Below are 22,647 nucleotides of genomic sequence, written 5' to 3' on the forward strand. Positions count from 1 at the left end.
GCGCTACCGTCGTGGGCGTGACCAAACCCGCGACCGAGCGCCCCCGGCTGCCCAGCGTGGGCCGGCTCGGGTTGGTCGACCCTCCCGCGGGTGACCGTCTGGGACAGCTGGGTTGGTACGAGCGCGACGACCAGAACTACGTCGACCGACTGTGGGCGTTGTCGCGCGCGCCCGACCCCGACGCCGCGCTGCGGGTGCTGGTTCGGCTGTGGGAGAACCCGGACAGCGATTGGGATGAGCTGAGCGCCGCGCTGCTCACCGAGCGCGGGCTGCGGGGGCGGCTGTTCGGGGTGCTCGGCTCGTCGCTGGCGTTGGGCGATCACCTGGCCGCCAATCCGCAGTCCTGGAAGCTGTTGCGGGGCAAGGCCCACCTGCCCTCCCGCGACGAACTGCTCGCGACGTTCATCGACTGCGTCGACGAGGCGCTGAGCGCCCCGGGCTCGGCGCTGGAGCGCCTGCGCGTCCTGTACCGCGACCAGCTGCTGGTGTTGGCGGCCCTCGACGTGGCCGCCACGGTCGAGGACGAGCCGGTCCTCCCGTTCACCGTGGTGGGCGCCCAGCTGTCGGACCTGGCGGACGCGGCGCTGGCGGCCGCGCTGCGGGTGGCCGAGGTCAGCGTGTGCGGCGACCGGACGCCGCCGCGGCTGGCGGTCATCGCGATGGGCAAATGCGGTGCCCGCGAACTGAACTACGTCAGCGACGTCGACGTCATCTTCGTCGGCGAGCGCGCGGACGCGCTCACCACCCGCGTGGCCGGCGAGATGATGAAGGTGGCCTCCGAGGCCTTCTTCCAGGTCGACGCCGGCCTACGCCCGGAGGGTCGCAGCGGCGAGCTGGTCCGCACCGTCGAATCGCACATCGCCTATTACCAGCGCTGGGCCAAGACGTGGGAGTTCCAGGCGCTGCTGAAAGCCCGGGCGGCCGTCGGCGACGCCGAGCTCGGCGAGCGCTACCTGGCCGCCCTGACGCCCATGGTCTGGGTCGCCTGTGAGCGCGAGGATTTCGTCGTCGAGGTCCAGGCCATGCGCCGCCGGGTCGAGCGGCTGGTGCCCGCCGAGGTCCGCGCGCGCGAGATCAAACTCGGCAGCGGCGGGCTGCGCGACGTGGAGTTCGCGGTGCAGCTGCTGCAGCTGGTGCACGGCCGCAGCGACGACTCGCTGCACGTGGCCTCCACGGTCGACGCGCTGGACGCGCTCGGCCGCGGCGGCTACATCGGGCGCGAGGACGCGGCCAACCTGACCGCCTCCTACGAGTTCCTGCGGTTGCTCGAGCACCGGCTGCAGCTGCAGCGGCTCAAGCGCACGCATCTTCTGCCGGAGGTCGACGACGAGGAGGCGGTGCGCTGGCTGGCGCGCGCCGCGCACATCCGGCCCGACGGCCGCCACGACGCGGCGGGCGTGCTGCGCGAGGAGCTCCGGCACCAGAACGTGCGGGTGTCGGGGCTGCACGCCAAGCTCTTCTATCAGCCGCTGCTGGAGTCGATCGGGCCGGCCGGTCTGGAGATCGCGCACGGCATCACCTCCGAGGGCGCCGAGCGGCAGCTGGCCGCGCTGGGCTACGAGGGCCCGCAGACCGCGTTGAAGCACATGTCCGCGCTGGTCAACCAGAGTGGCCGGCGCGGCCGGGTGCAGTCGGTGCTGCTGCCCCGGTTGCTGAACTGGATGTCCTACGCGCCCGATCCGGACGGCGGGCTGCTGGCCTACCGGCGCCTGTCCGAGGCGCTGGGCGGCGAGAGCTGGTACCTGTCCACGCTGCGCGACAAGCCCGCGGTGGCCAGGCGGCTCATGCACGTGCTGGGGACCTCCGCCTACGTGCCGGACCTGCTGATGCGCGCGCCCCGGGTGATTCAGGACTACGGCGACGGTCCGGGCGGCCCCAAGCTGCTCGAGACCGACCCTGCCACGGTGGCCCGGGCGCTGATCGCCTCGGCGAGCCGCCACCCCGACCCGGTGCGCGCGATCGCCGCGGCCCGCACGCTGCGGCGCCGCGAGCTGGCCCGCATCGGTTCGGCCGACCTGCTCGGTTTCCTCGAGGTCACCGACGTGTGCAAGGCGCTCACCTCGGTGTGGGTGGCCGTGCTGCAGGCCGCCCTGGACGCGATGATCCGGGCCAACCTCCCCGAAAACGGCAGGGCTCCCGCGGCCATCGCCGTCATCGGCATGGGCAGGCTGGGCGGCGCCGAGCTGGGCTACGGGTCCGACGCCGACGTGATGTTCGTCTGCGAGCCGGCCGCCGGCGTCGACGACTCGCAGGCGGTGCGATGGTCGACGACGATCGCCGAGCAGGTGCGGGCGCTGCTGGGCACGCCCAGCGTCGACCCGCCGCTGGAGGTCGACGCGAACCTGCGGCCCGAGGGCCGCAGCGGCCCGCTGGTCCGCACGCTGAGTTCCTACACCGCCTACTACGCCCAGTGGGCGCAGCCGTGGGAGATCCAGGCCCTGCTGCGCGCGCACGCGGTCGCCGGCGACGCCGAGCTGGGCCAGCGGTTTTTGGTGATGGCGGACCAGACGCGCTACCCGCCCGACGGAGTATCGGCCGAGGCGGTGCGCGAAATCCGCCGCATCAAGGCTCGCGTCGAGTCCGAGCGGTTGCCGCGGGGGGCCGACCCCAACACCCACACCAAGCTGGGTCGCGGGGGATTGGCCGACGTCGAGTGGACCGTGCAGCTCATGCAGCTGCGCCACGCCCACCGGGTCCCGGCCCTGCACAACACCTCGACGCTGGAATCCCTGGACGCCATCGCCGCGGCCGACCTGGTGCCCGCCGACGACGTGGACCTGCTGCGGCAGGCCTGGCTGACGGCCACCCGGGCGCGCAACGCGCTGGTGTTGGTCCGCGGCAAGCCCACCGATCAGCTGCCGGGGCCGGGGCGCCAGCTCAAGGCGGTCGCGGTCGCCGCGGGCTGGTCATCCGACGACGGCGGGGAGTTCTTGGACAATTATCTGCGCGTAACGCGCCGGGCAAAAGCCGTGGTGCGCAAGGTGTTTGGAAGTTGAGTCAGGAGGTCGGCGCGTTGGACGCCATATTCGAGGTGCTCAGCGCGGCGGAAGCCCAACGCGTGACCGCCCTGTACGCCCCGCTGGCCGACGCCGTCCGGGAACTCATCGACGCCACGATCCGCACCGACGCCGACGACGACGTCGTCGCCGACGCGCGATCCACGATCGAGGCCGTCACCCGGTCGCTGCGGCAAAAGACCCGGCCGCTGGGGGTGACCTACCGCGTCGACGGCGGCCGCCCGCTGACGCTGGGCAACGCCGCGATCGGCCTGGGCAATCCGATCGCCCCGCCCGTGATCGTCCACCACGACGGCGGCGGCCGGTGCTGGAGCGAGTTCGTCCTCGGGACCGCCTACGAGGGGCCGCCCAAGCTGGTGCACGGCGGGGTCAGCGCCCTGGTGCTCGACCACATGCTGGGCGAGGCGGCCAGCGAGGGGCTGTCCAAGCCGCGGTTCACCGGGACCATCACCGTGAAGTACCTGCGCGGCACCCCGCTGGGACCGCTGCGTTCCGAGGCGTGGATCGACCGCAAGGAGGGCGTCAAAGTCTTTGCGCGCGGGACTATTTCGGACGCGCACGGCGTGACCGTCGAGGCGGAAGGCGTCTTCATCGAGCCGTCGTGGGCCAGGGACGCCGAATGAAGTTCTACGTCAGCAGCGCGTTTTTGAACACCCGCGAGATCGTCGAGATCGCCAAGGCCGCCGACGAACTCGGCTACGACGGGATCGGGATCCCCGACCACGTCGTCAACCTGGAGACCCTGGACACCCCGTACCCGTACACCAGGGACGGCCAGCGGCGCTGGCAGCCGTTCACCGACTGGCCCGACCCCTGGGTCCTCGTCGGCGCGCTGGCCCAGGTCACCACCAGGCTGCGGTTCGTCACCACCGTCTACATTCCCGCCATGCGCAACCCCTACTCGGCGGCGAAAGCCATTGGCACGGCGGCGGTTTTGGCGTCCGGCCGGGTCGAACTCGGCATCGGTGTCGGCTGGTGCCGCGAGGAATTCGCGTTGATGGGCGAGCAGTTCGAGGCCCGCGGCAAGCGCACCGACGAGATCATCGACCTGATGCGGGCGCTGTGGCAACCGGGCTGGACCGACTTCGAGGGCGCGTTCTACCGGACACCGCGGCTGGAGATGGAGCCGACGCCGCCACCGATACCCGTGTACGTCGGCGGGCTCAGCGATGTCGCGCTGCGCCGCGCCGCCCGCAACGACGGCTGGATCGGCGACCTGATCAAGACCGACCGGGCACTCGAGGCGGTGGGCCGGCTGCGGGAACTGCGGGCCGAACTCGGCTTGTCCATGGACGATTTCACCATCCTGACGCCGCTGACCGACTCCTTCACCACCGCCGACTACCAGCGCGCCGCGGACGCCGGCATCACCGGAATCATTACCATGCCGTGGATGTTCTATGCCGGCCCGGACGCCACGCTGGCCGACAAGATCGACGGCATGCAGCGCTTCCGCAAGGACCTGTCGCTCGACGGCTAGAATTTACCGGTGGCTTTCACGGTCGTTTTCAGCAACGGTGAACCGCGGGATTACGGGGCATTCGACAGCTACGAGGTCACCGACGCGGGGGTGTTGATCATCTCGATGCACCGCGAAGATGTCGAGCGGCATTACGTCGCGCCGGGGGGCTGGCTGGAGGTCGTCGAGATGGCCGAGGGGCAGCCGGTCCGGATGACCCGCGGGATCTTGGGCCGCCGCCCCGGTTGACCGGCGCGACACTGAACCGGTTGCGAAGACACGCCGACGCGGCTCGCAGTGGCTTGAGTTTCGACGCATGAGAAGCGGCTTCGGTGCTAACGTGCGCTCATGGATCCGGCTGACTTTGGGCCGCTGTGGGCACTTTTCATCGGTACGCTCATTTTCGCGTGGGCCGTTGCCTCGATCACCGTGCTCGTGGTGCGGAAGCGACGGGGTACGGCCGCGCCGATGATCGGGGCGCCATGGGGTTCGCCACCGGCGTTGCCGCCCGCCGGCTGGTATCCCGACCCGTCCGGTGGTCAGGCCCAGCGTTATTGGGATGGGCACCAGTGGGGCGCCGCGAGCCCGCCACCTTGGCGTGAAATTTAGCGTGCACCAATGGGTCTGGCGCATCAGGCAAGCGCGTCCGTAAGGTTCCCCGCGTACGGGGAATTCCTGGGCCTGCATCTCCCGGCCTGGGGACTGTTGGTGCTATCGCTCGTTTCGATGGGTGCGTTTTTGCTCCTGTTCTACTACGTGCCCGGTCGCCTCATGGGCAGGCGGAAACGAGGCCCCGAGTTCGCGGGCCCGGCGCTGACCGGCACCGCGCGCGTTCAACAGATGGCTCCTGGCGTGGGTTCGTGGTCGATTCCGCCGGTGTACTGGATAGGTTTGCGGGTCGAGGTTCCCGGCCGGGAACCGTACGACGCGAGCGCCAAGCAGCAGGTGCCCAAGGAGGCGTATCGCGCCCTGCGGCGCGCCGGCGGCACGGTCGCGGTGCAGGTTGATTCCACCAACCCGCACTATGTTTGGATCGATTTCACCCAGCCCGTGCTGCCGGCCCATGCGGATTGGCCGCCACCCGGGCAGGCGTCCGGTCCGTACGCGGGCCTATCGCCCGGCGTCAGAACATACGTAACCGTCTTGTGGTGGCTGGTCGGCATCGGCAGCGTCAGCGCGCTGGCGATCTTGGTAATCCTGATCGTGGTTCTCAGGCACGGTTAGGACGCGAAACCGCCCGCGCGGTAAGCGAACCCGCGCGGGCGGCATCGTCTAACGACTCGACGGCTTAAACGTCGAAGTACAGCGAGAACTCGTAGGGGTGCGGCCGAATCTGGACCGGCAGGATCTCGTACTCGCGCTTGAAGCTGATCCACGTCTCGATCAGGTCCGGCGTGAAAACGCCGCCCTCGGTGAGGTATTCGTGGTCGGCCTCCAGCCGGTCGATCACCGCGGACAGCTGGGTGGGCGCCTGCGGGATGTTCGCGGCCTCCTCGGGCGGCAGCTCGTAGAGGTCCTTGTCGACCGGCGCCTGCGGCTCGATCTTGTTCTTGATGCCGTCCAGCCCGGCCATCAGCATGGCCGAAAACGCCAGGTAGGGGTTGCCCGACGAGTCGGGGCAACGGAACTCCAGCCGCTTGGCCTTCGGGTTGCTGCCGGTGATCGGGATCCGCACGCACGCCGAGCGGTTGCGCTGGCTGTACACCAGGTTGATCGGCGCCTCGAAACCGGGAACCAGCCGCTTATAGGAGTTCACCGTCGGGTTGGTGAACGCCAGCAGCGACGGCGCGTGGTGCAACAGGCCGCCGATGTAGTGGCGCGCGGTGTCCGACAGACCGGCGTAGCCCGTCTCGTCGTACATCAGCGGGCTGCCGTCCTTCCACAGCGACTGGTGGGTGTGCATCCCGGACCCGTTGTCGCCGAACAGCGGCTTGGGCATGAACGTCACGGTCTTGCCCGCCTGCCACGCGGTGTTCTTGACGATGTACTTGTACAGCTGCATGTCGTCGGCCGCGTGCAGCAGCGTGTTGAACTTGTAGTTGATCTCGGCCTGGCCGCCGCTGCCCACCTCGTGGTGGCCCTTCTCCAGGGAAAAGCCCGACTGGATCAGGTTGTGCAGCATCCTGCTACGCAGGTCGACGTAGTGGTCGACGGGCGCGACGGGGAAATAGCCGCCCTTGGGGCGGACCTTGTAACCGCGGTTTGGGCTGCCGTCGCTCTCGTTCGGCTCGCCGGTGTTCCACCAGCCGGAGATCGCGTCCACCTCGTAGAACGAGCCGTTGGTGCGCGAGTCGAAGCTGACCGAGTCGAAGATGTAGAACTCGGCCTCGGCGCCGAAGTACGCGGTGTCGGCGACGCCGGTGCTCTTCAGGTAGTTCTCGGCCTTGCGCGCGATGTTGCGCGGGTCGCGCGAGTAGGGCTCCAGGGTGAACGGGTCGTGCACGAAGAAGTTGAGGTTCAGCGTCTTGGCTTCGGTGAACAGGTCGATCCGAGCGGTCGCCGGGTCCGGGAGCAGCAGCATGTCGGATTCGTGGATCGACTGGAAACCGCGAATCGACGAGCCGTCGAAGGCCAGGCCGTCGTCGAACACGCTCTGGTCGAAAAACGAGATCGGAATCGTGAAGTGCTGCATGATGCCTGGCAAGTCACAGAACCGGACGTCGACAAATTCGACGTTCTCGTCCTTGGCGAGTTTGAAGACGTCGTCGGGCGTCATTTCCGTCACAGAATTGCTCCTTTACTTGGTGATCCGCGGCCTGACGCTATGGAGCTGATGTTGCCCGTCAGTCAACCCGATGTTGCGCAGAGGTTACGTGACCATGCTTCCCCGCACCAGAATCCGGGTCGCCGGCGGGTCCTATTGTGGGGCCATGGACGGCAGCATCGTATCTGGTCCGCAACACGGGCGCACCGGCGCATCCCGGCTGGGTTTCGGGCTCGCGGGGGCGTCCCGCACGGCCGCCGGAAGCCGCCCGTGACCGACGGTTTGCCGGAATCGCGATCCGCCTATCCCGGCGAGAGCCTCGGCCTGCCGCAGGGCGGGCCCGGGTCGCTGGCGCCGATGGGCCGACGGCTGGTCGCGCTGATGATCGACTGGCTGATCTCCTACGGGCTGGGCGCGCTGGCCATGGCGTTCGGCCTCTTCTCCCAGCGGACGCTGGCCACCGCGGTGCTGGTGATCTGGTGGGTGCTCGGTGTGGTGGCGGTGCGGCTGTTCAGCTTCACGCCCGGGCAGTTGGCCCTGGGCCTGCAGGTGGCGTCGGTGGACGGGCGGGTGCCCGTCGGGCTGGGCCGTTTGGTGGCGCGCGGGCTGCTCATCGCGACGGTCATCCCGGCGTTGTTCACCGACTCCGACGGCCGTGGCCTGCACGATCGGCTGACGGGAACGGCCGTGCTGCGGCGCTGAATTTGCTGGCGGGCGGGGCCGTTACCTGCGGCGCACGGTGCGCTGCACACCGCGCATCTTGCCGGCGTTCGGCAGCGGCCCCTTCGGCATCACGCCGGCGCCGGCGCGGGAGCCCAGCGCCGCCAGGCGCGACTCGAGCGAGTCGATCTGCTTGGCGGTGATGTTGTTCGGCAGCCGGGTGAGGTGGCGCTCGAGCTTGCCCAGCGGGACCTCGCCCTCGCCGTTGCCCACCACGATGTCGTAGATCGGCGCCTCGCCGACCAGCCTGGCGGTGCGCTTCTTCTCCTGGGCCAGCAGCGGTTTGACCCGGACGGCCGACCCCTCGCCGACCAGGATCACGCCGGGCCGCCCGAGCACCCGGTGCACGGCGTCGAAGTGGCCGGTCGCGGCGACCCCGGGGGTCACCCGCCACTTGCCGCGCAGGTTGTCCAGCACCCACGCGGCCGCGCCGGTCTGACCTTCGGCTTTGCTGTAGACCGCGCGCTGGGCGCGGCGGCTGAAGATGATGAAAGCCACCAGGGCGCCCAGCAGCACGCCGAACAGGATCATCGTGATCATGGTCAGCCCGCCGGCCCAGATGCCGACGGCCACCGCGGCGCCGACGATCAGCACAAACGCGCCGATCATGTACGGCAGCAGGCGCTTATCCTCCTTGCGCTGCATGTTGAACGCCTGCCACAGCTGGCCGCGGCGCTCCTTCGCGGCGGCCTTGCGGGCGGCGGCTGCCTGGGCCCGGGCGGCCTTGTTCTCGGCGGCGGTGCGGGGTTTAGCCATAATGGGTAAGGATATCTATTGTGCCGAGGCCCGGCCGCGGACGGCTTGGTCGTAGAGCCGCCCGGCCCGGTAGGACGATCGGACCAGCGGCCCGGACAACACCCCCGAGAAGCCGAGGCCCTCGGCGTGCCGGCCGAACTCGGCGAACTCCTCGGGCGTGACCCAACGCTCGACGGGATGGTGGCGCGACGTCGGGCGCAGGTATTGGGTGATGGTGACGATGTCGCAGCCGGCGTCGCGCAGGTCCGCCAGCGCGGCGCGCACCTCGTCGGCGGTTTCGCCCAGCCCCAGGATGAGGTTGCTCTTGGTGATCAGGCCGAAGTCGCGGGCCGCGGTCAGCACGCCCAGGCTGCGCGGGTAGGTGAAGGCGGGCCGGATCCGCTTGAAGATCCGCGGCACGGTTTCGACGTTGTGCGCCAACACTTCCGGGCGCGACTCGAAGACCTCCGCGAGCCGCGCGGGCTCGCCGTTGAAGTCGGGGATCAGCAGCTCGACGCCGGTCGACGGGTTGAGCTCCTTGATGGCCCGGACGGTGGTGGCGTAGAGCCAGGCGCCGCCGTCGGGCAGGTCATCGCGCGCGACGCCGGTGATGGTCGCGTAGCGCAACCCCATTGTCTGGACGCTCTCGGCGACCCGGCGGGGCTCGTCGCGGTCCAGCGCGGCGGGCTTTCCGGTGTCGATCTGGCAGAAGTCGCAGCGACGGGTGCACTGGTCGCCGCCGATCAGGAAGGTGGCTTCCCGGTCCTCCCAGCATTCGAAGATGTTGGGGCAGCCGGCCTCTTCGCACACCGTGTGCAGACCCTCCCGGCGGACCAGGCCCTTCAACTGGGTGTACTCCGGGCCCATCCGGGCCCTGACCTTGATCCACGGCGGCTTGCGCTCGATGGGGGTCTGCGCGTTGCGCACCTCCAGGCGCAGTAGCTTGCGGCCTTCGGGAGCGACAGTCACGTCGTTGATGCTACGCGGGCGACGGGGTGGTCACGCACCGGAAGCGCGCCGTCCAGGGCGTCGCAGACGGCGACGGCGACCGCCGCCCGGACCTCGTCGACGGTGACCGTGCGCCGCAGTTCGGCGGACAGCGACGTCACCCCGGCGTCGCTGATGCCGCACGGGACGATCGAGTTGTAGGCACCCAGGTCGCAGTCGCAGTTCAGCGCGAACCCGTGCAGCGTGGTGGCACGCGACACCCGCACGCCGATGGCGGCGACCTTGCGGTCGGGCCGGCCGGCGCCGGCGGGCACCCAGACGCCGGACCGGCCGTCGACCCGGGCGGTGTCCAGACCCAGGTCACCGCACACCTTGATGAGCGATTCCTCAAGGCGTCGAACGTATTTGACGACGTCGAGCGGCTCGGCTAGCCCGATGATGGGGTAGCCGACCAGTTGTCCGGGACCGTGCCAGGTGATCTTGCCGCCGCGGTCGGTGTCGACCACCGGCGTGCCGTCGAGAGGCCGTTCGTGTGCCTCGGTCCGTCGTCCCGCGGTGTAGACCGCCGGGTGCTCAAGCAGCAGCAGGGTGTCGGGGCCGCCGGCGACCCGGGCGTCGACCAGGTCGCGCTGCAGCTGCCAGGCGGTGCGGTATTCGACCGTCCCCAGCCGGCGGACGTCGATTGGCGCCGAACTCGACCGGATGGAATCGCTCACCCCGCCGACGGTACTCGGCCCGCCCCCGACCTGCGACGCGACGCCACGCCGCCCGAGGCTAATCGCGGTCGCGGCGGGCGGTGGCGTAGGCGAGCGCCTCGCCAATGGTGTTGTGGTGGAACTCGAAACCCGCGCGTTCCAGCGCGGACGGGATGGCGCGCTGGCCGGTGAGCAGGCCCTCGTCGGCGAACTCGCCGAGCGCGGCCCGCACCGCGAAACCGGGCACCATCAACGGGGTCGGGCGGTTGAGCGCGCGCCCGAACGCGGTGGTGAACTCGGCGTTGGTCACCGGCGCCGGCCCGGTCAGGTTCACCGGCCCCGACAGCGAGGGGTGTGAGATGGCGAACAGCAGCGCCCGCACCTCGTCTTCCAGGGTGATCCACGACATGTACTGCCGGCCGCTGCCCAGCCGGGCGCCGACGCCCGTCGAGAACAGCGGCCGCAACCGGCGCAGCACGCCGCCCGACCGGGACAGCACCAGGCCGGTGCGGGCCAGCACCACCCGGGTGCCGGCGTATTGGGCGGGCAGGGTGGCGGCTTCCCAGTCCTCGCACAGCTGCGCGAGGAAACCGCTTCCCGCCCGGGCGTTTTCGTCGACCACCCGGTCCCGGGTGTTGCCGTAGTAGCCGACCGCGCTGGCGTTGATCAGCGTTTCCACGCCGGCGTCGGCGACGGCGTTCGCCAGCACCTCGGTGGGGGCGATGCGGCTGTCGCGCAGGCTCTGCTTGAAGGCGCCCGACCAACGACGCTGCCCGATGTTGACGCCGCACAGGTTGACGACGGCATCGACGTCGACCAGCGCGTCGGCGTCGAACTCGCCGCTCTCCGGATTCCAGTGCAGCTCTTCGGAATTCGCCGGCGTCCGGCGCACGATGCGCAGCACCGGGTGGTCGGCGGCGCGCAGGGCCGCCGCCAGGGCCGAGCCGATCAGGCCGGAGGAGCCCGCTATTGCGATGACCGGCTTGGGCACGTCGTCACAGCCCCAGGTCAGCCTCGAAGGCTCCCTCTTCGAGTCGGTTCTTGATCGTGGTGAGGAAACGTCCGGCGTCGGCCCCGTCGATCAGGCGGTGGTCGTAGGTCAGCGGCAGGTAGCAGATCGAGCGGACGCCGATCGACTCGTTGCCGAACTCGTCCACGATCACCCGCGGCCGCTTGACGATCGCCCCGGTGCCCAGCATGGCCGCCTGCGGCGGAACCAGGATCGGGGTGTCGAACAGGGCGCCCTGGCTGCCGATGTTGGTGATGGTGAACGTCCCGCCGGACAACTCGTCGGGCTTCAGGTTGCCCGACCGGGCGCGCTCGGCGATGTCGGCGATGGCCCTGGCCAGCCCGGCCAGCGACAGGTCACCGGCGTTGTGGACGACGGGGGAGAGCAGGCCCTGCTCGGTGTCGACGGCGAAGCCCAGGTGCTCGGCGTCGTAGTAGGTGATCTCCTTGGTTTCCTCGTTGTAGCTGGCGTTGATGTTGGGGTGGATCTTGAGGGCGTCGATCACGGCGCGGGCGATGAACGGCAGGTAGGTCAGGTTGACCCCCTCGCGCTCGGCGAACGCGGACTTGGCCCGGGCCCGCAGCCCCACGATCTTGGTCATGTCGACCTCGTGGGTCTGGGTGAGCTGGGCCGTGGCCTGCAGCGATTCGCGCGTCTTGGCCGCGGTGATCTGACGGATCCGGCTGGCCTTCTGGGTGGTGCCGCGCAGGTGGGCCAGGGCGGCCGCCGGGCTGGGCGCGGCCGCGGGAGCCGCCTTGCCGTCCGCGGCCGGGGCGGCGGCGGGCGCCGCGGCGGCTGCGGGCGCGGGCGCCTTCTTCGCTTCCTCCCTCTTCTGTGCGGCCGCGAGCACGTCCTGCTTGCGGATGCGACCGCCGACGCCGGTGCCGGCGACCTGGGCGAGGTCGATGTTGTTCTCGCTGGCCAGCTTTCGCACCAGCGGTGTCACATAGGGCGAGCCGTCCGGACTCGCGCCGCCGGTCGGCGCCGCGGCGGGCGGGGCCTGTGCCGGCTCGGGTTGCGGCGCCGGTGCGGGCGCCGGTTTCGCCGCCGCGGGCTCCGGCTTGGGTTCGGGTTTTGGCTCCGGCTTGGGTTCGGGCTTGGGTGCGGGCGGCGCCGGGGGAGCGGAGGGAGCCGGCGGTCCGGCGTCGGTTCCCGCACCGATCCGCGCCAGCTCGCCGCCGACCGGGACCGTCGCGTCCTCCTCGGCGGTGATGCTGACCAGGACACCGGCCACCGGCGACGGAATCTCGGTGTCCACCTTGTCGGTGGACACCTCCACCAGCGGCTCGTCGACCTGAACCGAGTCGCCGACCTTCTTCAGCCAGCGGGTCACGGTGCCTTCGGCCACCGACTCGCCGAGTTCGGGCATCAGCACCGGCTTGGAGTCGCCGGAACCGCCCGACGGGGCCGGCTGCGACGGCGCCGCCGGCTGGGCGGGCTGGGGCTCGGCCTGGGCCTGCGGCTCCGGTTCCGGTTCCGGCTCCGGCTCCGGCTGGGGCTCCGGCTGGCTGGGCGCCTGGGGCTGGGCCTGGGGTTGCTCGCCCGCGTCGCCGATGACGGCCAACTCGCCGCCGACCTCGACCGTGTCGTCCTCCTGCGCGACGATCTTGGTCAGCACGCCCGCGGCCGGCGACGGTATTTCGGTGTCCACCTTGTCGGTCGACACCTCGACGAGCGGTTCGTCGAGTTCGACCGTGTCGCCTTCCTGCTTTAGCCAGCGGGTGACCGTCCCCTCGGTGACGCTCTCACCGAGTGCCGGCATCTGGACGGAGAAGGCCATCTTTTCTGACTCCTCGATCGTAGGTCGGGGCGCGTCGAACATCTCAAAACTATCCTGTCACCGCGCATTCGTCGGCACACATCCAGGGCGGACAGCGCTCGGGTGCCCGGTCGGCGCGGGCCCGCTTGCTACGGTGTGGCCACTGGCGCAGCGGCCAGTGAGAGCGGGGAGGTTCGATGCCGGCGCTACGACAGGTACCCCAGCGGTTCGTCGACAGCACCGACGGCGTGCGCGTCGCGGTATACGAGGAGGGCAACCGCGAGGGCCCGACGGTGGTGCTGGTGCACGGCTTCCCCGACTCGCACGTGCTGTGGGATGGCGTCGTCCCACAGCTGGCCGAGCGGTTCCGCGTCATCCGCTACGACAACCGTGGCGTCGGCATGACGTCGGCGCCCAAGGCGGTCTCGGCCTACACCATGGCCCGGTTCGCCGACGACTTCGCCGCCGTGATCGGCGAGCTGAGCCCCGGCCAGCCGGTGCACGTGCTGGCCCACGACTGGGGTTCGGTGGGCATCTGGGAGTACCTCAAACGGCCCGGCGCGGGCGACCGGGTCGCCTCGTTCACGTCGGTGTCCGGCCCGAGCCACGAGCAGCTGGTCGACTACATGTTCAGCGGGCTGCGCCGGCCCTGGCGCCCGCGGAGGTTCCTGCGCTCCATCACCCAGGCGCTGCGGCTGACCTACATGGTGTTCTTCTCGATCCCGGTGCTGGCGCCCCTGTGCCTGCGGCTCGCGCTGTCGGTCCCGGCGCTGCGGCGCAACGCCGTCGACAACATCCCCGCCGAAAAGATCCACCACTCGGACAAGCTGGCCTCCGACGCCGCCCGTTCGGTGAAGACCTACCCCGCCAACTACTTTCGCTCGTTCTCCATGCGTGGCCGGCCGCAGACCATCGACGTGCCCGTGCAGCTCATCGTCAACACCCGCGACAAGTACGTGCGGCCCTACTCGTTCGACGAAACCGCGCGCTGGGTGCCGCGGTTGTGGCGCCGCGACATCAGGGCCGGCCACTTCTCGCCGATGTCGCACCCGCAGGTGATGGCGGCCGCGGTGCACGACTTCGCCGACCTGGCCGCGGGCAAGTCCCCCAGCCGGGCGATGCTGCGCGCGCAGGTCGGGCGTCCCCGCGAGTACTTCGGCGACACCCTGGTCTCGGTCACCGGCGCGGGCAGCGGCATCGGGCGGGAGACCGCGTTCGCCTTCGCCCGCGAGGGCGCCGAGCTGGTCGTCAGCGATATCGACGAGGCGACCGTCAAGGAGACCGCCGCCGAGATCACCGCGCGCGGCGGCGTCGCGCACGCGTACGTGCTCGACGTGTCCGACGCCGACGCGGTCGAGGCCTTCGCCGAGCGCGTCAGCGCCGAACACGGCGTGCCCGACATCGTGGTCAACAACGCCGGCATCGGCGCCGCCGGCGGATTCCTGGACACCCCCGCCGAGCAGTTCGACCGGGTGCTCGACATCAACCTGGGCGGCGTCGTCAACGGCTGCCGGTCCTTCGGCCGCCGCCTGGTCGAGCGCGGCACCGGCGGCTACATCGTCAACGTGGCGTCCATGGCCGCCTTTTCGCCGCTGGGGTCCCTGAGCGCCTACTGCACGTCCAAGGCCGCCACCTATATGTTCTCGGACTGCCTGCGGGCCGAACTCGACGCGGCCGGGGTCGGGCTGACCACTATCTGCCCCGGCGTCATCAACACCAACATCATCAGCACCACCCGCTTCGCCGCCCCGGTGGGCAAGGACGAGCAGGTCGACGACCGGCGCGGCCAGATCGGCCGGATGTTCGCGCTACGCCACTACGGGCCGGACAAGGTCGCCAAGGCGATCCTGTCGTCGGTCAAGAAGAAGAAGCCGATTCGGCCCGTCGCGCCGGAAGCCTACGCGGTCTACGGCCTGTCCCGCGTGGCGCCGCAGGCGTTGCGCAACGCCGCGCGCGTGCGGGTCATCTAGACGGCCCTCGACCCCGCCTGCCGTCGCACCAGCAGCGCACCGCCGATCCCGACGACCCCGATGACGGCCAACGGGATGGCCCAGCTGCGCCGGCTGTTTACCGACGACTGGCATTGCGCCACATAGTCGGTGTGTGGGAGGACCTGGTTGAGGATCGGGATGTTGGCGCCGTTCTTGTCGTTGGCGCTCCTGGCGCTGGACAGGTCCATGGCGATTCCGTTCCCGCATGAGACGGAATTGCCGTTGCTGTCCGATACCGACACCGGAACCAGTAGCCCGATGACGCCGGCCAGCAGGAGCACGGCGCCCACTGCGATGATCATCCGTCGCACAGTCACTGTTGGCCTCCCGTCGTACGCGAGTGTGGTTACGGCGTAATAGCCGCTGGCCGCGGCCGCTAAACCGGCGCCGCGCATGGTTCCCGCCGACCGGGGTATCCGTAGGCATCACGGCGGTGCGAAAGGATTTTCAATGACGGCGACCCGACAGATGGCGACCACCCGCGAGGTGGATGCCTCGCGCCAGCAGGTCTGGGATGCGATGAGCGACGGATGGACGTATGCGCAGTGGGTGGTGGGCAACAGCCGGACCCGGGCGGTCGACCCGCACTGGCCGGAGCCCGGCTCCGCCATCAAGCACTCGGTCGGGGTGTGGCCGCTGGTAATCAGCGACGAGACGGTGGTCGAAAGCTGCACTCCCGGTGAGGAACTCGTGCTCCGGGCCGGGCTCAGCGCACTCGGCTCGGCGCGAATAACGTTGCGGCTGAAGGATATCCCGGACGGATGCCGCATCGAAATGATCGAGACGCCGGCCTCCGGGCCGCTGCGGCTCGTCCCCGACCGGCTGGCCCTGGCCGCCGTCTATCCGCGCAACCGGGAATGCCTGTGGCGGTTGGCCGCGCTTGCCAAACGCCTCGAGCCCAGCCAGGTCAAATAGGCAGTGGCCGACGAGACGGCCGACGCCGTCGTCATCGGGGCGGGGCATCACGGGTTGGTGGCCGCGTCGATGCTGGCCGACGCGGGGTGGGACGTGCTCGTGCTCGAGGCCCAGCCGGAACCGGGCGGCGCGGTGCGCAGCGCCGAGCTGACCCCGGGATACATCACCGATCTGTTCAGCTCGTTCTACCCGATGACGGTGGCGTCGCCCGCGATGGCGGCGCTGCACCTGGAAGACCACGGGCTGCGGTGGTCACACGCGCCGGCGGTGGTGGGCCATCCGCGCAGCGCGGCCGACGACGACCCGCCGATCATCTACCGCGACCCGGCCCGCACCGCAAGCGAATTGGCGCGCCGCGAGCCCGCCGACGGCGACAATTGGTGGCGCGCGGTGGAATTGTGGCGCAAGATCTCATCGCCGCTGCTGGACGCGATGCTGGCGCCGTTCCCGCCGGTGCGCCCGATGCTGCGGCTGCTGCGGAAGCTCGGGACCGCCGACGCGGTCCGGCTCGCCCGCCTGTTGATCCAGCCGGCCAACACCATGGTGGACGAGCTGTTCGACGGCGAGGCGCCGCGAATCCTGTTGCTGGGCAACGCGATGCACGCCGACGCGCCCCCGGACGCACCCATCAGCGGCGCCATGGGGTTTCTGATGACGATGCTCGCCCAGGACGTCGGCTGGCCCGTGCCCGTCGGCGGATCGGGTCAGCTGACGGCGGCGCTGGTGAACCGCGCCCGTTCGGCCGGCGCGCGAATCGAGTGCGGCGAGAACGTATCCGGCATCCGGGTGCGCGGTGGGCGGGCGGTCGCGGTGACCACCGCCGGTGGCCGGACGGTCCGCGCGCGCCGGGCGATCGTGGCCGACGTGACGGCGCCGCGGCTGTTTTGCGACATGCTGCCCGCCGATGCGGTCCCGGCCGGGTTGCGCCGCGAGCTCGAGCACTACGTCTGGGATCCGCCGGTGGTGAAGGTCAACTATGCGCTGGACGGTCCCATCCCGTGGCGATCGGAAAGCCTGCGGGGCGTGGGCACCGTGCACCTGGGGGCCGACGCCGACGGGCTGGTGCGCTGGATGGCCGACCTGAACACCCGGGTGGTGCCCGAGCGCCCGTTCATGCTGTTGGGCCAGACCACCGCCGCCGACCCGAGCCGGTCGCCGACCGGAACCGAAAGCGTTTGGGCCTACACGCATTTGCCGCGCAACGTGGCCGACGACGCGGCGGCAGAGCGGCTGGCCAAGTCGGTGGACCGCGTCATCGAAGAGCACGCTCCCGGTTTCGGCGCGGCGGTGATCGACCGGTTCGTGCAGCGCCCGTCGGACCTGGAGGCCAGCGACGCCAACCTGCATCTGGGCGCCCTCAACGGCGGAACCGCGCAGCTGCAGCAGATGCTGATCTTTCGCCCGGCGCCCGGGCTGGGCCGCGCCGAAACCCCGGTCGAGGGGCTGTATCTGGGCAGCGCTTCGGCGACGCCGGGCGGCTCGGTGCACGGCGCGTGCGGGCGCAACGCGGCCAACGCGGCGCTGGCCGCCGCCGGCGTCACGGGCTGGCCGCGCCGCAAGCTGGGCCGGGCGGTCCTCAAGCGGCTGACGAACTAGGCAGCCCCGAGCGTCACGCTGGCGCGGCGTTCGGCGCCCAGCGCCGCGCCAGCGCGGCGCTCGGCGGGCGCTGAGGGCTCAGCCGTTCTCGGCGATGTCCTCTAGCACCGCGTACATGGTGCGGGTCGGCACGCCGGTGGCGCCCTTGGGCGTGTACCCCCACGGGCTGCCGGTGTTGTAGGCCGGCCCGGCGACGTCGAGGTGCGCCCACTGCACGCCGTCGGCGACGAATTCGCGCAGGAAAACCCCGGCGACCAGCATGCCGGCGAAGCGCTGGCCGCTGATGTTGGACAGGTCGGCCACGGTGGACTTCAGGTCGTCCTTGAGCTCGTCGGGCAGCGGCATCGGCCAGCCGTTCTCGCCCACTCGCTGCGAGATCGCGGCGACCCGGTCGCGGAACTCGTCGCTGCCCATCACCCCGGGAATCCGTGCGCCCAGCGCCACCGTCTGCGCGCCGGTCAGCGTGGACGTCTCGATCAGGTAGTCGGGGCTGTCCTCACACGCCCGCACGATCGCGTCGGCCAGGATGAGCCGGCCCTCGGCGTCGGTGTTCTGCACCTCGACAGTGATCCCGCCATACTGCGTCAGCACGTCGCCGGGGCGCTGCGCCGTGGCCGACGGCATGTTCTCGGCCATCGGCACGGTCGCGATCACGTCGATGGGCAGCTGCTGCTGCGCGGCCAGCGCGACTGTCGCGATGACGGCGGCCGCGCCACCCATGTCCGAGGTCATGTAGTGCATCGACGCCGCCGGCTTGATCGAGATGCCGCCGGTGTCGAACGTGACGCCCTTGCCGACCAGCGCCACCTTCTTGGCCTGTTTCGATTTCTTGGCCAGCTTCGAGCCGCGATGGATCAGCCGCACCAGCCGCGGCGGGCGCGACGAGCCCTGCCCGACGCCGATCACCCCGCCGTAGCCGGCCTTCTGCAGCGCCTTGTCGTCGAGCACCTCCACCTCGAGGCCGACCGATTCGCCCAAAGCCTTTGCGCGCTTAGCGAATTCGGCCGGAAACAGGTGACTCGGCGGAGTGTTGACCAGATCCCGGGCGGTGGCGACCGCGGCCGCGACGGCGGCGCCGTGTGCGCTTTCCTTCTTGGCGTCCTTGGCGGTGGCCAGGACCGTGAGCTTGCGCAGCCCCTTGTCCTTCGGCGCGGTCTTCTCGCTGCGGAACTCGGTGAACCGGTAGCTGCCCAGCACCAGCCCCTCCACGGCGGCCGAGCAGACGCCGTCGCCCGGCAGCTCGCCCAGCGTGGTGATCACCGCCTCGGCGGTTCCCAGCGACCGGGCCGCCGCGCCGGCGGCGCGGCGGATGGTGTCGGCCGGCCACTCGGTGCGCGGCTTTCCCAGGCCGATCGTCAGCACGCTGGACACCGGCAGCGACGGCACCACCAACCGGTGTACCTGCTCACTGCCGCCGGTGGCCTCCAGCGCCTTCAGGCCGTCCTGGATCTCGGCGACCGCCTCATCGGACAGGAACGCCTCGGCGGCGGTGACGACCGCGCCCGGCTTGTCCTCGTCGCCGGTCGAGACGACCGGCACCAGCAATACCGTCGAACCCGCACTGCGTTTCGGCAGCGAAGTGGCGACGTTGACGGTGGGGGCGTGGTAGCCAGGTTCGGTGGTGGTCACGGCATGTCACCTTAGTCAACCGCTGGTGGGCGCAGATCGAAGGCGGTCACCGGCTCCTCGAAACCCTTGAGCGTCAAGGGCCCGTGTGCGACCGCGGACCAGTCCGGCAACTTCTCGTGCAACTCGGCAGCGGCCAAGATCTGCCCCGGCGACGCGGCCGCCACCAGCCGGGCGGCCAGGTTCACCGGGATGCCGAAGTAGTCGCCGTTGATGGCCAGCACCGCGCCGTACGCCAGGCCCGCGCGCACCTGCAGGCCCTCCTCCCGCGCCCGCGGATGGTCGACCAGATCGAGCGCCGCCTTCGCGAGCCCCTCCGGCGACGAGCACACCCACATCACGGCGTCGCCGATGAACTTCACCACCCGCCCGCCGTCGGCGTGCACCACGTCCGCGACGGTGGCGCCGAACTCGGTGAGCAAATCCGACAATTCCGCGGGCGTTAGCGCCTGCGTCAGCGCGGTGAAGCTGGACAGGTCCGCAAAACCGATGCCGCACACCACGCTGGCCGTCGTGTCCTGGAGGACGCCCTCGAAATAGGTTCGGGCGCTGGTCAGGTGATGGCGGTGCACCACGTCGATCAGGGCGCCGATGCGAGGCACGAACTCGGCGACCGAGCGGTACGCCTGCGCCGTGGCGAGCTCGTCGTGGGTGTAGTTCATCTGGATGTCCGGCGTCCCGGCGCGGATCATCGTCCCCTCGGCCTCCGCCAGGCGGGCCATGGCGGCGCCCAGCACCCGCAGCAGGCCGAACGCGCCGTCCTCGCCGACGACCGCCTTGAGCGCAAGCCAGGTCGACAGGGCGTCGACGTCGGACTGGCTCAGCACGGGAATGTCGGGGCCGGCGACGGTCAGGCCGAGCAACGCCCAGGCGTGCGCCACGTCGTCGGCCGATATGCCAAGTTGCTCGCCCGCCGCCTGCAGCGTGTAGATCGGGCGTCCCGACCACGCCAGGACGTCGCCGGCGAGCCCGAACAGGCGGCCGCGGCGCTCGGCTTCGACCATTTCGTCGGCGGTGAAGCCCAGATCATCCAGGTATTTGATCAGGTCGGCCCGCTCGCGGGGGCTCGCGATACCCGCGGCCTCTAGCTCGTCGAAGTCCAGCGGATCGGACACCTGCCCAAGTGTGCCAGCAGTGCAGCCGATTAGGGTAAGGCGTCGTGACGGAGCTGCAGCACGGACCGCTGGACGACCGCCATCGCGACCTGGGCGCAAACTTCGCGGAGTTCGGCGGCTGGCTGATGCCGGTGTCCTACGCCGGCACCGTCAGCGAACACAACGCCACCCGCAACGCGGTCGGCCTGTTCGACGTCAGCCACCTGGGCAAGGCGTCGGTCCGCGGGCCCGGCGCCGCCGCGTTCGTCAACTCCGCGCTCACCAACGACCTGAGCCGCATCGGGCCGGGCAAGGCGCAATACACCCTGTGCTGCACCGAATCCGGCGGCGTCGTCGACGACCTGATCGCCTACTACGTCGACGACGACGAAATCTTCCTGGTGCCCAACGCCGCGAACACCGCCGCGGTGGTCGACGCGCTGCGGGCGGCGGCCCCGCCCGCGCTGACCATCACCAACGAGCATCGCTCGTATGCGGTGCTGGCCGTGCAGGGCCCGCGATCGGCGGACGTCCTCGGCGAGCTGGGCCTGCCGACCGATATGGATTACATGGGCTACGCCGACGCCTCGTACTCGGGGATGCCGGTGCGCGTCTGCCGCACCGGATACACCGGGGAGCACGGCTACGAGCTGCTGCCGCCGTGGGACTCCGCGGGGGTGGTGTTCGACGGGCTGGTCGGGGCGGTGCGCGCTGCCGGGGGAGAGCCCGCCGGGCTGGGCGCCCGCGACACGCTGCGCACCGAGATGGGCTATCCGCTGCACGGGCACGAACTTTCGCTCGACATCTCGCCGCTGCAGGCCCGCTGCGGCTGGGCGATCGGTTGGAAGAAGGATGCGTTCTTCGGCCGCGAGGCGCTGCTGGCCGAGAAAGCCGCGGGCCCGCGGCGACTGCTGCGCGGGCTGCGGATGGTCGGCCGCGGCGTGCTGCGCCCCGGGCTGACGGTCCTGGCGGGGGAGCGGCCGGTCGGGGTCACCACGTCCGGGACGTTCTCTCCGACACTGCAAATCGGCATCGCGCTGGCGTTGATCGACAGCGACGCGGGAATCGACGACGGCCAGCGCGTTACGGTCGACGTCCGCGGCCGGGCCGCCGAATGCGAGGTCGTGCGCCCGCCGTTCGTCGCGGTGAAAACGCGTTAGCGCCCGTTCGATGGCAAAAACCCGGTGGCGCGCGGATATAGAATCGGCCCCATGACCAGCGACTCGCCCGAGTTCACGGTTCTACGCGCCTCCGACCCGGCGACCGACGCCGAACGCGAATCAATCCTGGCCGACCCGGGTTTCGGCAAGTACTTCACCGACCACATGGTGTCGATCGACTACGCCGAGGGCCGGGGCTGGCACAACCCGCGCGTAATCCCGTACGGCCCGATCGAACTGGACCCGTCGGCGATCGTGCTGCACTACGCCCAGGAAGTGTTCGAGGGCCTCAAGGCCTACCGCTGGGCCGACGGCTCCGTGGTGTCGTTTCGCGCCGAGGCGAACGCGGCCCGGATGCGCTCGTCGGCGCGGCGGCTGGCGATTCCCGAGCTGCCCGAAGACCTGTTCGTCGAATCGCTGTGCCAGCTGGTCGCCGTGGACAAGGCCTGGGTGCCGCCGGCCGGCGGCGAGGAGGCGCTGTATCTGCGGCCGTTCATCTTCGCGACCGAGCCCGGGCTGGGCGTGCGGCCGGCCAAGCAGTATCGCTACCTGCTGATCGCGTCGCCGGCCGGCGCCTACTTCAAGGGCGGGATCAGCCCCGTCACCGTGTGGGTGTCGACGGAGTACGTGCGGGCCAGCCCGGGCGGCACCGGCGCGGCCAAGTTCGGCGGGAACTACGCCGCGTCGCTGCTGGCTCAGGCCGAGGCCGCCGAGCACGATTGCGACCAGGTGGTGTGGCTGGACGCCGTCGAGCGCCGCTTCATCGAGGAGATGGGCGGGATGAACCTGTTCTTCGTGCTCGGCAGCGGCGGATCGGCGCGGCTGGTCACCCCGGAGCTGTCCGGCTCGCTGCTGCCCGGCATCACACGGGATTCGTTGCTGCAGTTGGCCATTGACGCCGGGTTTGCCGTCGAGGAACGCAGGATCGACATCGACGAGTGGCAGAAGAAGGCCGCCGCCGGCGAGATCACCGAGGTGTTCGCGTGCGGCACCGCCGCCGTCATCACCCCGGTGTCGCGGGTCAAGTACGGGGACGCCGAGTTCACGATCGCCGACGGGCAACCCGGTGAGGTGACGATGGCGCTGCGCGACACGCTGACCGGGATCCAGCGGGGCACCTTCGCCGACACCCACGGCTGGATGGCCCGGCTCGGCTAGGGGCCTAGGCGGCGAACGTGCGGCTGGCCGCACGTTGGGACGCGAGTGTGCGGCTGGCCGC

Annotated in this window: 21 protein-coding genes; 12 read left to right on the forward strand and 9 right to left on the reverse strand. The window is 70.5% G+C overall.

The features are described 5' to 3' along the window. Positions 1–11: 11 nt before the first annotated feature. From A5655_RS10825 to A5655_RS10845, 6 genes are all read left to right on the forward strand, one after another. Positions 12–2,996, forward strand: a complete 2,985-nt coding sequence (locus tag A5655_RS10825) for a bifunctional [glutamine synthetase] adenylyltransferase/[glutamine synthetase]-adenylyl-L-tyrosine phosphorylase (RefSeq protein ID WP_067009472.1) — start codon at positions 12–14, stop codon at positions 2,994–2,996. Further along, positions 2,993–3,640, forward strand: coding sequence for a PaaI family thioesterase (locus tag A5655_RS10830; protein WP_082978594.1), 648 nt, complete (start codon positions 2,993–2,995; stop codon positions 3,638–3,640). The genes A5655_RS10825 and A5655_RS10830 overlap by 4 nt, the downstream gene beginning before the upstream one ends. Continuing rightward, positions 3,637–4,497, forward strand: a complete 861-nt coding sequence (locus A5655_RS10835) for a TIGR03619 family F420-dependent LLM class oxidoreductase (protein WP_067009475.1) — start codon at positions 3,637–3,639, stop codon at positions 4,495–4,497. Before A5655_RS10830 ends, A5655_RS10835 begins: the two co-directional genes overlap by 4 nt. A 9-nt stretch (positions 4,498–4,506) precedes the next feature. Beyond that, a complete protein-coding gene (locus tag A5655_RS10840) occupies positions 4,507–4,725 on the forward strand; it encodes a hypothetical protein (protein ID WP_066937719.1) in 219 nt (72 codons plus the stop codon). A 99-nt stretch (positions 4,726–4,824) separates the two neighbouring features. Beyond that, complete coding sequence (locus tag A5655_RS27085; RefSeq protein WP_082978595.1) at positions 4,825–5,085, forward strand: DUF2510 domain-containing protein; 261 nt, start codon at positions 4,825–4,827, stop codon at positions 5,083–5,085. Positions 5,086–5,094: 9 nt separating this feature from the next. Continuing rightward, positions 5,095–5,700 carry a hypothetical protein gene (locus tag A5655_RS10845; protein WP_156764813.1) on the forward strand — a complete coding sequence of 202 codons (606 nt, stop codon included), beginning with the start codon at positions 5,095–5,097 and terminating at the stop codon, positions 5,698–5,700. 64 nt (positions 5,701–5,764) lie between these two features. On the opposite strand, the gene glnA is transcribed toward A5655_RS10845, so the two are convergent. Then, the gene (gene glnA / locus A5655_RS10850) at positions 5,765–7,201 is read right to left on the reverse strand and encodes a type I glutamate--ammonia ligase (RefSeq protein ID WP_067009481.1); all 1,437 of its coding nucleotides are present in this window, start codon (positions 7,199–7,201) and stop codon (positions 5,765–5,767) included. A gap of 261 nt (positions 7,202–7,462) precedes the next feature. Between glnA and A5655_RS28265 the strand changes: the two genes are divergently transcribed. Then, positions 7,463–7,882, forward strand: coding sequence for an RDD family protein (locus A5655_RS28265; RefSeq protein ID WP_231999127.1), 420 nt, complete (start codon positions 7,463–7,465; stop codon positions 7,880–7,882). Between the two features lie 21 nt (positions 7,883–7,903). Here the strand turns inward: A5655_RS28265 and A5655_RS10860 are convergent, their stop codons facing one another. Genes A5655_RS10860 through sucB form a run of 5 tightly spaced genes read right to left on the reverse strand, consistent with a single transcriptional unit; the run spans position 7,904 to position 13,067 of the window. Continuing rightward, a complete protein-coding gene (locus A5655_RS10860; RefSeq protein ID WP_067009485.1) occupies positions 7,904–8,656 on the reverse strand; it encodes a DUF4191 domain-containing protein in 753 nt (250 codons plus the stop codon). Positions 8,657–8,671: 15 nt separating this feature from the next. Further along, entirely contained in the window at positions 8,672–9,604 is a 933-nt protein-coding gene (gene lipA, locus A5655_RS10865) for a lipoyl synthase (protein ID WP_067009487.1), read from the reverse strand. Next, positions 9,601–10,299, reverse strand: coding sequence for a lipoyl(octanoyl) transferase LipB (lipB, locus tag A5655_RS10870; RefSeq protein ID WP_067009489.1), 699 nt, complete (start codon positions 10,297–10,299; stop codon positions 9,601–9,603). The genes lipA and lipB overlap by 4 nt, the downstream gene beginning before the upstream one ends. A gap of 58 nt (positions 10,300–10,357) precedes the next feature. After that, entirely contained in the window at positions 10,358–11,269 is a 912-nt protein-coding gene (locus A5655_RS10875) for a TIGR01777 family oxidoreductase (RefSeq protein ID WP_067009491.1), read from the reverse strand. A gap of 4 nt (positions 11,270–11,273) precedes the next feature. After that, positions 11,274–13,067 (reverse strand): 2-oxoglutarate dehydrogenase, E2 component, dihydrolipoamide succinyltransferase, encoded by a 1,794-nt coding sequence (sucB, locus tag A5655_RS10880; RefSeq protein WP_067009493.1) that lies wholly within the window; start codon positions 13,065–13,067, stop codon positions 11,274–11,276. 176 nt (positions 13,068–13,243) lie between these two features. Between sucB and A5655_RS10885 the strand changes: the two genes are divergently transcribed. Further along, positions 13,244–15,016, forward strand: coding sequence for an SDR family oxidoreductase (locus tag A5655_RS10885; protein WP_067009496.1), 1,773 nt, complete (start codon positions 13,244–13,246; stop codon positions 15,014–15,016). On the opposite strand, the gene A5655_RS10890 is transcribed toward A5655_RS10885, so the two are convergent. Beyond that, complete coding sequence (locus A5655_RS10890) at positions 15,013–15,354, reverse strand: aminopeptidase (RefSeq protein ID WP_067009499.1); 342 nt, start codon at positions 15,352–15,354, stop codon at positions 15,013–15,015. The genes A5655_RS10885 and A5655_RS10890 overlap by 4 nt on opposite strands. Positions 15,355–15,487: 133 nt before the next feature. Here A5655_RS10890 and A5655_RS10895 point away from each other — a divergent pair, with 133 nt between their 5' ends. Beyond that, positions 15,488–15,952 carry an SRPBCC family protein gene (locus A5655_RS10895; RefSeq protein ID WP_231999125.1) on the forward strand — a complete coding sequence of 155 codons (465 nt, stop codon included), beginning with the start codon at positions 15,488–15,490 and terminating at the stop codon, positions 15,950–15,952. A 3-nt stretch (positions 15,953–15,955) separates the two neighbouring features. Beyond that, the gene (locus A5655_RS10900; RefSeq protein WP_067009507.1) at positions 15,956–17,548 is read left to right on the forward strand and encodes an NAD(P)/FAD-dependent oxidoreductase; all 1,593 of its coding nucleotides are present in this window, start codon (positions 15,956–15,958) and stop codon (positions 17,546–17,548) included. 78 nt (positions 17,549–17,626) lie between these two features. Here the strand turns inward: A5655_RS10900 and A5655_RS10905 are convergent, their stop codons facing one another. Both A5655_RS10905 and A5655_RS10910 read right to left on the reverse strand, forming a co-directional pair. Beyond that, positions 17,627–19,177, reverse strand: coding sequence for a leucyl aminopeptidase (locus tag A5655_RS10905; RefSeq protein ID WP_067009510.1), 1,551 nt, complete (start codon positions 19,175–19,177; stop codon positions 17,627–17,629). Between the two features lie 11 nt (positions 19,178–19,188). Next, positions 19,189–20,289 (reverse strand): adenylate/guanylate cyclase domain-containing protein, encoded by a 1,101-nt coding sequence (locus A5655_RS10910; RefSeq protein ID WP_067009513.1) that lies wholly within the window; start codon positions 20,287–20,289, stop codon positions 19,189–19,191. A 44-nt stretch (positions 20,290–20,333) separates the two neighbouring features. Between A5655_RS10910 and gcvT the strand changes: the two genes are divergently transcribed. Both gcvT and A5655_RS10920 read left to right on the forward strand, forming a co-directional pair. After that, positions 20,334–21,428, forward strand: a complete 1,095-nt coding sequence (gcvT, locus tag A5655_RS10915; RefSeq protein ID WP_067009516.1) for a glycine cleavage system aminomethyltransferase GcvT — start codon at positions 20,334–20,336, stop codon at positions 21,426–21,428. Between the two features lie 51 nt (positions 21,429–21,479). Beyond that, a complete protein-coding gene (locus tag A5655_RS10920) occupies positions 21,480–22,586 on the forward strand; it encodes a branched-chain amino acid aminotransferase (RefSeq protein WP_067009519.1) in 1,107 nt (368 codons plus the stop codon). Positions 22,587–22,647: the final 61 nt, after the last annotated feature.

The sequence above is a fragment of the Mycobacterium sp. 1081908.1 genome (assembly GCF_001673535.1).
Taxonomy (GTDB): Bacteria; Actinomycetota; Actinomycetes; order Mycobacteriales; family Mycobacteriaceae; genus Mycobacterium.